The 12,335-nt window shown below is 60.0% G+C and carries 6 protein-coding genes; 2 read left to right on the top strand and 4 right to left on the bottom strand.

From position 1 onward, the window contains the following. From IFO71_RS14840 to IFO71_RS14830, 3 genes are all read right to left on the bottom strand, one after another. Positions 1 to 3,634 (bottom strand): DUF6531 domain-containing protein (locus tag IFO71_RS14840; protein ID WP_192030433.1); only part of this gene is annotated, 3,634 nt, incomplete at its 3' end. A gap of 236 nt (positions 3,635 to 3,870) precedes the next feature. After that, the gene (locus IFO71_RS14835; RefSeq protein ID WP_192030432.1) at positions 3,871 to 4,869 is read right to left on the bottom strand and encodes a Fic family protein; all 999 of its coding nucleotides are present in this window, start codon (positions 4,867 to 4,869) and stop codon (positions 3,871 to 3,873) included. A gap of 119 nt (positions 4,870 to 4,988) precedes the next feature. After that, a complete protein-coding gene (locus IFO71_RS14830) occupies positions 4,989 to 6,449 on the bottom strand; it encodes a lytic transglycosylase domain-containing protein (protein ID WP_192030431.1) in 1,461 nt (486 codons plus the stop codon). Positions 6,450 to 6,629: 180 nt separating this feature from the next. Between IFO71_RS14830 and IFO71_RS14825 the strand changes: the two genes are divergently transcribed. Beyond that, positions 6,630 to 8,144: a helicase HerA-like domain-containing protein gene (locus tag IFO71_RS14825; RefSeq protein ID WP_192030430.1), complete on the top strand. Its 1,515-nt coding sequence runs from the start codon at positions 6,630 to 6,632 to the stop codon at positions 8,142 to 8,144. 118 nt (positions 8,145 to 8,262) lie between these two features. On the opposite strand, the gene IFO71_RS14820 is transcribed toward IFO71_RS14825, so the two are convergent. Then, the gene (locus IFO71_RS14820) at positions 8,263 to 9,729 is read right to left on the bottom strand and encodes a hypothetical protein (protein WP_192030429.1); all 1,467 of its coding nucleotides are present in this window, start codon (positions 9,727 to 9,729) and stop codon (positions 8,263 to 8,265) included. A gap of 197 nt (positions 9,730 to 9,926) precedes the next feature. Between IFO71_RS14820 and IFO71_RS14815 the strand changes: the two genes are divergently transcribed. After that, positions 9,927 to 12,230 carry an isoamylase gene (locus tag IFO71_RS14815; protein WP_192030428.1) on the top strand — a complete coding sequence of 768 codons (2,304 nt, stop codon included), beginning with the start codon at positions 9,927 to 9,929 and terminating at the stop codon, positions 12,228 to 12,230. Positions 12,231 to 12,335: the final 105 nt, after the last annotated feature.

Raw genomic sequence — 12,335 nt, 5'->3', positions numbered from 1 at the left:
TCACCGGGCACGTACCTGCGCGAGCGGTGTCGCATTCGGTTTGGTTGGTGCCTCGCACCACCCAGCGCTGCCGCTGGAACGGGTCGTAGTAGAAGTCGGTGCCTTCCGTCGCCCCACCATGCGTCAGCTTGGTGCGGTTGCCGAGCGCATCGATCTGATAGCGACGATCGACCGAGCCGCCGGCCACTTGCCTCAGCCAATTGCCCTGATAGGTGAGCCCAAACCCGCTGCCGCCACGGTTGTGTGTCTGCCGATGCCCGATGCTGTCGTAGCTCCAGTACTCATCCTGCCCGTCGTGCCGCTGGCCCATGGTCAGACGATCGACATCGTCATAGCCAAAGGTTTGCGTGCTGCCATCGTAGCCGTTGGCAATTGAGCTCATTCGATCGTTGGCGTCGTAGCCGTAACTCAGCGACTGCAGTGCACCGGTGCTGATACTGTGCAAGCGGTTGTCCCACCCGTAGGTCAGTTGGCGCACTGCGCCATTCCCGTAGGTGAAGCCGGACGGCCTACCGGCGGAGCGATAGCTTACATTGGTGAGAATGGTCCGCACCGCGCCGTTGACCCTGGCATTGATCGCCGACACCATTCCACCGGCGTAGCTATAGGTAACGACCACGCCATTGGCATAGGTCAAGCTGTACAGCCGTCCGTACGTATCGTACTTATAGCTGACCCCGATGCTGCGCTCTACGGAGTTCTCCACATCTACGAAGTTTTCCACAAGTGACGTCAGCTGACCCAGCTCATCGTAGGTGTAGCGGGTATTGGCGCGACCGCTCCCGTCGTCGAGCGAGTTGGAGACCGAACACAGCCGGCCCAAACCGTTGTCACAGTCATATTCGTACGTGAGCACGCCCGGCGCTCCAAACGAACCATCGATGTTCCATGGCGCCGTGACGGTGTCAATGCGGCCCAGCCTGTCGTACGCGTAATCGATCTGCTTGTCGTCGCCACGGACTACGGAATCCAGGCGAGTGTTGCCGTAGTTGAACTGCCAGATTCCAGCATCCGGCGTTTTCCGATACAGCAGATTGCCGAAACCATCGAAGTACTCAGTCGTTTTTAACTGATTGGCGGGCACTGTTTCGACGACTTTCGCAATGTCGCCGTTTGGCAGCGCGGCAAACCTGTGATTCACCGTGGTGGTGTGGGCCAGCGCATCCTTGACCGTCTTCCGCCGGCCCAGCGTATCGTAGGTGATGTCGGTGCTGCGGTTACCGGTGGCGGTGAGTTTGGTGACCTGGCCTTCGGCGTCGTACTTGTAGCTAGCGACTTCCTTGAACGGCATGTCCGGGTCGAAGATCACCGTCTTGGTAACGGCATCAGTTGGCTCAAGAATCGAAAGCAAGCGCCCGGCTTCATCGTAGGTGCGCCGCTGCATGGAAAGAATATCTGCACCGGACAGCATGGGCTGTTGAAAAAAGCGCCAACGCGTGATTTCGGTAGGCAGAGAAAGCGCATTCAGCGCGTAGAAGGTGGTGAAGCGTTCGGTTCGCCCGTACTCAAGCCCATCGCGGACGGTCGACTCAGAGATCAAGCGACCTGCCTCATCGTACTCGTACACCTTCTCAGGCGCGCCCTCGGTGACCACACGCTTGACGTTGCCAAACCGATCGTAGCTGTACTCGGTGCGTCGCGAGACAGATCCTGCGGTGAGGGTTTCAGTACTCACCCGACCGCGATCGTCATAGGTGTAGGCAGTGCTTGCACCATTGGCGTCGGTGAACTGAGTGATGTCACCGCGTGCATTGCGCTGGTAGCTGACACCGTGGTCCAGCGCATTGGTCTCCGTTTCCAGTAGACCAGCGCTGTTGAAGGTGTAGTCAACCGCATCATCGGTACCCGACGCAGGGCCATCGACCCGCATCCACACGACACCGGTATTCGGCTGGTTACGCATCCGGTAACTGAAGGTGGTGGTTTCGCTGACGCTACGGCCGATCAGACTGGTGCGAGTGACAGACTTGACGCGGTTTCGAACATCACCTACTTGGAGGTGGGTTGCTGTGGTGGTGTCGGCATACACCGTGGTGATCGAATGCAAGTCGCGTCGGAGGTTATTCGCGGCGACATCGATCTCGCCCACCACTATCATGGTGATGCGATTCTTGGGATCCCAGGAATTCTTTGTGTAACGCAGCCCCTCAGGCGCCTCACCGGCCTTGATACCTTCCACCTTTTCCAGCAGCTGGCCGTCGATATTGTAGGTATAGTCGGTTTTTACACCGTTGTAGTCGATGGTGTAATCGAGGTAGCCATTGGCATCGTAGACAGAATCTGCCGTTCCCGCGGCGCAACCAGTGAAGGCGGGGCGCTCGACACGGACCAGTTGCTCTTTCGTACCCTGTAAGTGGGGAATGTAGACGCCCTTGTAGAAGTACGTGGTGGCCAGCCCTGCGGCATTGGTCGCCGTGGAGAACGACTCTCGGTAGTCACTCGTTACGCCATAGGTAAACGTCATCCGTTCCACACCGCCGACCAGCTCTGAAAGCGTGGCGCGCTGATGATACACGCTGGCTTCGTCGTGATCGTAGTTGTAGTTCTGATAGCGCTGACCGCCAATGCTGATGCCACTTAACAAGTACATTGAGGTGCCCATCACGCCTCCGCTGTACTCGTAGTGATACTTACGCGAGTCGTCGGCTGTGCCAGGATAGTCGACTTCCACCAATCGACCCTGCTCGTCTTTGCGGTAGGTATAGACCTTACCGGCCGATTCGGTCACCCTTGTTTCGAGTGGATCACCATGATCAATGACCACGCTCTGGCCACCGCTGCGAGTGATGATTATTCGCTGGCTTTCATACGTGTACGTCCAAGTAAGGCCATGCGAATTGACGATCTTGGTGACTCGACGATCTGGCGCGAACTCGATGGAACTGTTATCAGTGCGACTCAGTGTGTAGCCGCCGTCTGCACGTCGAGTAACTTGTGAAAATGAGTCCCCCTTTAGCTTCCACGTTGTGGAGCTGCCGGGTACTGCATCGTATTCATATTGCTGGCCTTGGTTCAGCATGATGATGATCGACGAATCTCCGAAGGCCATCGTCGGAATCAGATTGTGGGTCCAACCTCGACCAAACAATGCGCTCCCCCCTCGCAAAGCCAGACCAGCTGAGTAGTGACGAACCAGGCCCAAGGCCATTTCGCCTTCAGCGTGGAAATCGACTTCTTTGCGTAATTTGTTGCCCGAACGATACGCCACCGGGTTGGGGGAGGCATGGCAGGGACTCTTCGGCACGTGATTGGCGACATTAAAACTGCCCGAGCTTGGCGGCTCCCAATAGCTTCCCGTGTCGAGATCGATGTCAAAGTCGCCCCAATCTCGATTTAACCCACTCGGGCGCCACCAAGGATCGTAGCTGGGCTCCACTCGGTAGAAGTCGTCGTTGCGGGTGCCTTCGGCCTGAACGTGGCCCATTACGGCTCGGTCATCGCCCTCTGCCCTCTGCCAAACCTCACTGGGACTGTTGGCCAACGCATCACCCGACGCCACCACGCCCCACATCACCATCAAGCAACACGCGCCACGAATGGCGGTACTCAGGCTTACTCGGTTCTGCCAACCGAGCGTATTGCCTAGGGAGGCTACAGATTGTTCCAGATCCAACTGTTCTACCGTCTTGTTCACGACACCAACACTCAGGGAAAATTAGGGACAAACGTCGACCGGCCGCCGACCGCGAGGTCAGGCAGCTGAACTGGACGCTAAAGAGTTGAATCTGAGGGTGTCGCCCCGACGCGGTCGACTACCGCCTAGCCCCGGTGCTATCCAGGACTTCGCCTAACGGCAGAAAATTCGGCGTGAATGGTAAGTGATGAGGGGGGGGGCAAGGTCAACCGAAAAGTTGTGAAATCCGCTGTGAACTAGTTCACAGTCAAGCAGGCCAGATTTGGCTTCCGAAGCGATTCGGCCATGTTCAGGATCACCGCGTGTCGCACGTACTCAAAAGGCGGGTAGACCAACTGGTCCAGATCGCGTTGCTCCCAACCCAGCTGGGAAACCAGTGAGTTCACGTACTTGCGGGCCAGGTTGGTAGAGCCCCCCATCAGGCGAACGAGCATTGCTTCGCTAAGTGCGCCGGTTTGCAAATAGCACTTACTTAACGCTTCATACCAGCGAGCGAGATGGGCTGCGTTGAACGCCTGATGCAACGACTCGGTGGCCGCGGGCTGATGTTCTCGCTTTGCTGCTTGCCAAAGGTCAACTACGGTTGCAACCTGCTGCAGATAGGGCTGCAAACAACCCTCTCGCAGTTGCAGCATCCAATTGCCCACGCGCTGCTTCTGCATAGAAAACAGCAAGCCCAGCGCAGTAGCGATGCTGGCGCTGCCGAGTTTTGCACCCAACGCAAGAATCAGTGCCCGGGCGCAACGACCGTTGCCATCGGAGTAAGGGTGAATATGAATCAGCTGATAGGCTGCGAGGGCCATGGTCGCCAACGGATCTCGGCTCGCAGTGAGAAACTGGCTAAGATCGCCCATCAGCCCTTCAAGCGCCGAAACGGGCGGCGGAATAAGCCAAGCCCGACCCGGCTCTCCACCGCCCACCCAATGAAAGCCATTGCGATACCCCGGGCGTGGAAAGCCCAGGGCAAGACGAAATTCGTTCCACCATGGGCTGTCGAACTCGGCGCGCCTTTCGGCCAAGAATTGCGACAGACCCTGCAACGCCTGCCTCGGCATCGGCGCGCTGGACACTTGATTCGGCTCCACACCGTGTTCAGACTGCGGCAGCGAAGCCAATACCCACGGCCACACCGCGACATCGAGCAGGTCTGAGGAGCAATCAACTACAGGCGAAACAACATACTCAGCAATCGGTGACAGCCTGGCTGGCAGAAAGTACTCAACCGTTCGATTCACCACCTCGAGGTGAACAGGAATCCGAGTGCCCGCTGGGAGACTAGCCATAGTCTTGCAGTCTGTTCTTCAATTCAGGGGCCACTCACTCACCAAACACGTACTGGCGTGGGCGCACTCCATCACCCCTTACACCCACTCAACCTCAAAGTCTGCCCCGGCTTGATCAAGTACCTTGGCGGTGCGATGCCGTTGGCGCTGGCCAGGGCTTGTGGGCTGCGGCAGCCGTGGCGGCGGGAGATGCTGGCCAGGGTATCGCCGCTGCGCACGCGGTAGGACGAGGCTGATGCGATGGCGGGGTTGATGGTGTGCGTTCTGGCCGCGGCGGCGATCAGTGATGCATCTTCGGCACGTTCGCCGGCGACGCAATTCTGCGCATAGAGTGCCACCACCGGCTGTGGCACTTTCAGGCTGCTGCCGGCGGGCAAAGCGGTTTGCGGCAGGAGTTTCGGGTTGAGGTTGCGCAGCGCGCGGAACCAGCCGCTGCGGGTGCCTTCCTGGCCAAGACAAATCGATAATGCATTGATCGAGCTGTCGCGGGCCAGTTGCAGGTCGGCTTCTTCGCTTAACACCTGCGGGAACTGCAGTCCGTATTCCTCGGCATGCAGGAACAGCCAGGCGGCTGCCAGCACCATCGGTACGTAGTCGCGAGTTTCGGCAGGCAAACGGCCGCTGACGTTTGAGGCCCAGTAATTCTTCTGTCGCGACGATTGATAAAGTCGCAAGGCACGCCCTTCGCCGCCGTTGTAGGCGGCCAGCACGAAGGCCAGATCGTTGTTGAATTCCGCCAGACGATCGGCGATGTACTTGGCGTTGGCACGGGTGGCGAGTTCGGGGTCGAAGCGATCATCGAAACCGTCGGCACTGCGGCGCAGGCCGTAGCGGGCGCCGGTGGCTGGCATGAACTGCAGGGGGCCGGCTGCACCGGCACGCGAAACAGCATGCACCTTGCCGGCGCTTTCCTTGGCCAGAATGCCGAACAACAGCGCCTCGGGCAGGCCGGCTTCCTGATACACCGGCCACATTCTTCCGCGCATGAACTGATAGTTTTCGTGCGCTTCAATCAATTGCGGGCGCATCCAGGTGAGCCACTCATTGAGTGCCGCGCGCACCGGCTCGTTGAGGTCGATCAGTTCACGCAGATCGCGCCCCTTCAGCAGATTCAGGGTGGCATTGAGGTTCTCGGCGACGGTCGCCTCGACCGGCGTTTCGGCGAGATCGACCCGTTCGCCTTCACCGCTTTGCTCGGCTTCGCTGACCGGCAACAGGCGTTCGGTTTCGAATTGCAGTAGCCGGCGGTAATGCTGCACCAGGGCCTCGGGCGCGCATGGCACGGCGGCACATTCGCCGATCTCGCGCTCCAGCAGTTCGCCAGCTGCGTTGAGGTCTGCCAGCCGTTCGGCCGAGTCTTCTTCCGCGTAGCGCACCGCGGCGAGCTCCCAGCCGACCACCGCCACCGACAAGGCATCGGCCGGCGCTCGATCACCCAAGGCTGGCTTGGGCGAACTGGCACAGCCCGCCAGCGCCAGGACGAGCGCGGCGGAAAGGCAGGAGAAAGGCTTTTGCTGAAGTGAAACGTTCATCTTCGGTCTCGACATCGGGGAGCACGCATCGCCAGAAGGCAAAGCAGCACAAGGCTAACCAGCCACGCCACGGCAAACAAGGCGCTGGCTGCCGTTCTGCCAATTGAGTCGCGCCGATGCGCCGAGCTGAGCGCTGGCGCTGCTAGCATGTGCGTCCAGACCAAGCGAGGAGCGCCGGGAATGACGTCGATCTTGTTGGGCAAGGGCGACCAGGAGGCCGCGCTGCTGTTGCGCTATGGCAATCGTCACGGGCTGATTGCGGGCGCCACCGGCACCGGAAAGTCGGTCACCCTGATGTTGCTGGCAGAGAATTTCTCGCGCCAGGGTGTGCCGGTGTTTCTGGCCGATGTGAAAGGCGATCTGGCAGGGCTGGCGGCCGCCGGCCATGCCAGCGAAAAGCTGCAGGCGCGCTTGGACACGATGGGCATCGGCGACTGGCGCGCGGAGCAAAGTCCGGTGGTGTTCTGGGATATGTTCGGCGAGTTGGGCCATCCTCTACGTACCACAATTACCGAAATGGGGCCGACTCTGCTGGCGCGCGCGCTGGAGCTGAATGATACCCAGGCGGGGGTGCTGGAAATCGTGTTCAAGCTGGCCGATGACAACGGCTGGCTGCTGCTGGATCTCGACGATCTGCGCGCCCTTCTCGGTTTCGTCGCTGACAATCTGAAAGAAGTCTCCACCACCTATGGCCTGGTCAGCTCACCCTCGCTGGCGGCCATTCAACGCGCCCTGCTGCGTATTGAGAACGAAGGCGGCAAGCTGTTCTTTGGCGAGCCGGCGCTCGATCTGAACGACCTGTTCCGCCAGACCATGGAAGGCAAGGGACTGGTGCATATCCTGGCTGCCGACAAGCTGATCCTCAGGCCGCGCCTCTATTCAAGTCTTTTGCTGTGGCTGTTATCGGAGTTGTTCGAGAACCTGCCTGAAGTGGGCGATCTCGACAAACCCAAGCTGGTGTTCTTTTTCGACGAGGCTCACCTGCTGTTCGACGACTGCCCGCCTGCCTTGCGTCAGCGGGTGGAACAGGTAGTTAGGCTGATTCGGTCCAAGGGCGTGGGCGTGTACTTCTGTTCACAGAATCCGGATGACGTTCCAGACGAAGTACTGGGTCAGCTCGGCAACCGCGTGCAACACGCGCTGCGCGCCTTCACCCCACGCGATCAGAAAGCGGTGCGCGCGGCGGCTGAAACCTTTCCGCCCAACCCGGCGATCAATGTGGCCGAGGCGATTACCCAGCTCGGCGTCGGCGAGGCCCTGGTGTCGACGCTGCAGGACAAAGGGATTCCGCTGCCGGTACAGCGGGTGCTGATCGCGCCACCGCACTGCCGGATGGGCGCCATCACGCCCGAGGAGCGACAGCAGCAACGTCAGCGCAGCCCGATCGGCGGTCGCTACGACATGGCGATCAACCGCGAATCGGCCTACGAAATTCTAGCCAAGCGCGCGGTGGAGACGGCGCCCGCCAACACGGCCGGCACTCCTGCGCCTGCCCCGGCAGGCAAGGCCGCACCCGCGCAGGAATCCTCGTCCCCTTGGGGCAAGAAGATCAACGAATGGCTGTTTGGCACTTCGAGGCGTCAGGGTGCGGTGGAAGCCATGGCTAAGTCGACCATGCGCACGATGGGCAACCAGCTGGGCAAGCAGTTGCTGCGCGGGGTGCTGGGCGGGCTCAGTGGCGGCCGCAAACGCTAGCAGGAAATCAAACACTTGCGGGTTTGCTTTCCGCGCGCGCCGTCCTTGGCGCGCGATATCAGGCTGCTGAAATGAGTACTTCAGCAGCCTGCTAGGCGGCCGGTTCCCGTGGCATCAGTTACGGCATCCCACTCGGCTCGGCCGCCCATTCGGGTGACCAGATGAAAGGAATCCGCGATCGCCAGATATCGGGCATGTAGTCATCAACCTTCTGGTCGCGCTCCGGGTTCGGTCGCCATATCACCTCGAGATGCTGCGGTCCCGGGCGCTCGCCGCGAAGATCAATCGGCAACGTCAGGCCACGCAGTGACAAGTCGCGCCGCTCGGACGTCCAGGCTGCATCCAGAGGAATCAGACGCCCGTTGAGCCGTACCTGCCATATTTCGGCAAGGCACGCCCGTGCTCGTTCGGCACTTTGGTCGTCAAACTCGAAACTCGGGTCGCGCGGCGCCAGAGGATCGAAATCGTTGCGCGCGGTCTCCAGCCATTTCACGTAGCCGGCGCAGCGCTGTTGGATCAACAGGTCGTCGCGAATCGGCATGTAGGGCAGAAACAGATTGACCCAGGCCTGTTCGATCACCTGATCAGGAATCATTGGCACGGCGCTGCGCCGATCAGCCGCTACGCGCAAGGACTCGTAGTTCTGCGATCGCTGGCCACCCAAGGTCTGCCAAGAGCGTACGTACTTGATCGTACCCAGTGCATCCAACGACAACGCAGACTGGAATACCGTGACCCCAAACCAAGGGACCAGCACGATGCTAAGCACGAATGCGGCTAATACCATTCGCGGCCGAGTATTGGTCTGCAGCGTCAGACGAACCGGTGAAATCAGGCGTTCGGGAAAAATCCTACCTACCACCCAGGCCAGCAACCTGACCATACCTGCATACAACTTCGACTCGCGTAACGCACGAATGCGGGCGGCCAGAAGCGCATCGAGAAACCACAACATCAACGGTGCGCCCACCACCAGCAGCACGAATGCCGACATCACCGAGTCAATGGTGCGGTTGGTGCTGCCGAAGTGATTGCCGACCATGCCTGCCCCAGCAAACACCAGGGTCATCAGGAAGCCCAGCCAGAGGAAAGTGAGGGCGGCCAGTGTGATCACCGCAAACAGCACCGAGCACAGGCGATCGGAGCGTTCGATCGCCGATTCCAGCGTTGGCAGCAAGGCCTGCAATCGGCTGCGGTTGATCGGCCCCATGCCCTTGGCATTGTCCCAGTGGATACCGCCGGGAAAGGCTGATCGCAGTCCCACCAGGCCCACCCAATAGGCTCGAATACCCAGGTGGATCAGAAAGCAGAACGCCAACAGATAAGCCACTGCCATGGCCATTGGCACGGCAGTCAAGGCGGCAGCCATCAGGCCCAAGGGCAGTTGCGTGAAGTACTCCTCGTAGCGATCCACCAACCATCCGGGAACGCTGAACAAGGCCAGCATCGACAGGCCAGATACCAGCAGTTCCAGCTCGTCGGTGCGTTCACGCAGGCGCTCGAAACTCACTCGCGAAGTGTGGCGCTCAGCATCGTCCGGCGATTGGGCTTGCGGGTTCACTTCGTTGGAGCCAGATGGGGACATGGGTGCCTTCCGACGGGTGGCGACTGAATACGTATGCAAACAGGGCTTGCACAATTGACGATCACTTCACACCCGCGCATTGTGCATCCTGCCTTGGGGAAGGCAACCATCGGCGCTGAATGCTGGATTGGCTCTGCAGGACGTAACGCGCGAACCAGTCGGCATCCGCCGCAGCGATCATCATGGTGGGGAAAATCATGCGTTCAGTCCAGCTGAGCCTTTGGGCTCTTGTACTCTCGTGCCTGTGTTTTGCTTTCGAAGTTTCGGCCGCGATCGACGCCCAGCAACTGGGCGGACGCTACAACGCCGACAAATCACAGATCACCTTCAAGGTTTATTCGCAACGCGCCACGCGGATCGAAGTCTGGCTGTACAAGACACCGTACGGAGCGCAGGAAGTGGCCAAGTACGTGTTGACCAAGAACAGCAGCAACGTCTGGTCGAAAACCGTATCGAGTTCTACTCTGGCCAACAGCTATCGACTCACCGGCACGGTCTACTACGGCTACCGCGCCTGGGGGCCTAACTGGACCTACAGCAGTGCCTGGCGCAAGGGGAGCGCGACCGGCTTTGTCAGCGATGTCGACAGCCAGGGCAACCGCTTCAATCCAAACAAGCTGTTGTTGGATCCCTATGCGCGCGAGATCAGCCATGACCCGAACAATGCCAACAACACCGACGGCACGGTATTCGCCTCTGGCCCTCTGCATCGCAACAAGGATAGCGGCGCCAAAGCACCGAAAGGCATTGTGCTGGCGGCCGACAGCCAGAGCACCGGCAGCAAGCCGACCCGTGCGTTCAAGGACGAGGTGATCAGCGAAATCCATGTGCGCGGCCTGACCCGCAACGACAGCAGCATTCCCAGTGCGGCGCGCGGCACCTACGAGGGCGCCGGTCTGAAAGCAGCTTATCTCGCCAGCCTCGGCATCACCGCGGTCGAGTTCCTGCCAGTGCAGGAAACCGACAACGACGCCAATGATGTCAATCCGACCAGCACCGCGGGCGACAACTATTGGGGATACATGACCCTGAACTACTTCGCCCCTGATCGTCGTTATGCCAAGGACAAGACGCCGGGTGGACCGACTCGTGAATTCAAGAAGATGGTCAAAGCCTTTCACGACGTCGGCATCAAGGTTTATATCGATGTGGTGTACAACCACACCGGCGAGGGCGGTGCCTGGAATGGCAGCGACTCCAGCACTTTCAATGTGTTCAGTTGGCGCGGGCTGGACAACCCGACCTATTACTCATTAACCAGCGACAAGCAGTTCAACTGGGATAACACCGGCGTCGGTGGCAACTTCAATACCCGCAACCCGATCGCGCAGAATCTGATCATCGATTCGCTCGACTACTGGCATCGCACGCTGGGCGTCGATGGTTTCCGCTTCGATCTTGCTTCGGTGCTGGGCAATACCTGCGAGCATGGCTGCTTTAACTACAGTCGCGATGATCCCAACACGGCGCTCAACCGCATCACCGCCGAACTCAGCGCGCGCCCCGCCAGCGGCGGCAGCGGCATCGATCTGATTGCCGAACCTTGGGCGATCGGTGGCAATACCTATCAGGTCGGCGGCTTTCCGGTGAAGTGGATCGAGTGGAACGGCCAGTATCGCGATGTGATCCGGCAGTCGCAGAACAAACTCGGTGTTGCACCGATCACACCGGGCCAGCTGGCCAGCCGCTTCGCCGGCTCCTCCGATCTGTACGGCGATGATGGTCGCAAGCCCTGGCACTCGGTCAACTTCATGACCGCCCACGACGGCTTCACCCTGAAGGATCTCTACAGCTGCAACAACAAGAACAACAACCAGCCCTGGCCCTGGGGCCCCTCGGATGGCGGCAGCGATGACAACAACAGCTGGGATCAAGGCAATATCGCCGCCGATCAACGCAAGGCGGCACGCAATGGCATGGCCCTGCAACTGCTCAGCGCCGGCGTGCCGATGATTGTCGGCGGCGATGAATACCTGCGCAGCCTGCAGTGCAACAACAATCCCTACAACCTCGATGCATCGACCAATTGGCTGAGCTATTCCGGCAGCGGCTTCAATCAGGACTTCTGGACCTACACCCAACGTTTGATCGCCTTCCGCAAGGCCCATCCGGCGCTGCGGCCGCTGAACTTCTACTCCTCGGTCGACAACAACGGCAACGTGATGGAGCAGCACCGCTGGTTCAAACCCGATGGCTATGTGCCTGACGCCAGCTATTTCAACAACAGCAATAACCGGGCGATTGCCTTCCGCATCGACGGCAGCGAATTCGGCGACCCCGCTTCGGCCATCTATGTCGCCTACAACGGCTGGAGCGGCAGCGTGACCTTCAACCTGCCCTGGCCCGGCAATGGCAAGCGTTGGTATCGGGTGACCGATAGCTGCAGCTGGGCCGAAGGCCCCAATCAGGTGCGCACTCCGGGCAGCGAGGACTTTATCGGCGGTGAGTGGTACCCGTACAGCGTCTGCGGGCGTGGCGTGCTGGTATTGGTGGCTAAGTAGCTGGGGGACTGGACGCCCTGCGGAGTGAGGGTAAGGCGAGGTCATCCCCCTCTCCCCAACCCCTCCCCGCCGGGGGGAGAGGCTTTAGAGCATGGTCGTTCTTCG

Source organism: Pseudomarimonas arenosa (genome assembly GCF_014841215.1).
Classification (GTDB): domain Bacteria; phylum Pseudomonadota; class Gammaproteobacteria; order Xanthomonadales; family Xanthomonadaceae; genus Pseudomarimonas; species Pseudomarimonas arenosa.
Note: the sequence above shows the minus strand (reverse complement) of the source record. Positions and strands in the feature narration are given on the sequence as shown.

Excerpts from the sequence above, each read along its gene's own strand:
- IFO71_RS14830 (WP_192030431.1), bottom strand. The coding sequence starts at position 6,449 with ATGAACGTTTCACTTCAGCAAAAGCCTTTCTCCTGCCTTTCCGCCGCG.
- IFO71_RS14825 (WP_192030430.1), top strand. The coding sequence starts at position 6,630 with ATGACGTCGATCTTGTTGGGCAAGGGCGACCAGGAGGCCGCGCTGCTG.
- IFO71_RS14820 (WP_192030429.1), bottom strand. The coding sequence starts at position 9,729 with ATGTCCCCATCTGGCTCCAACGAAGTGAACCCGCAAGCCCAATCGCCG.
- IFO71_RS14815 (WP_192030428.1), top strand. The coding sequence starts at position 9,927 with ATGCGTTCAGTCCAGCTGAGCCTTTGGGCTCTTGTACTCTCGTGCCTG.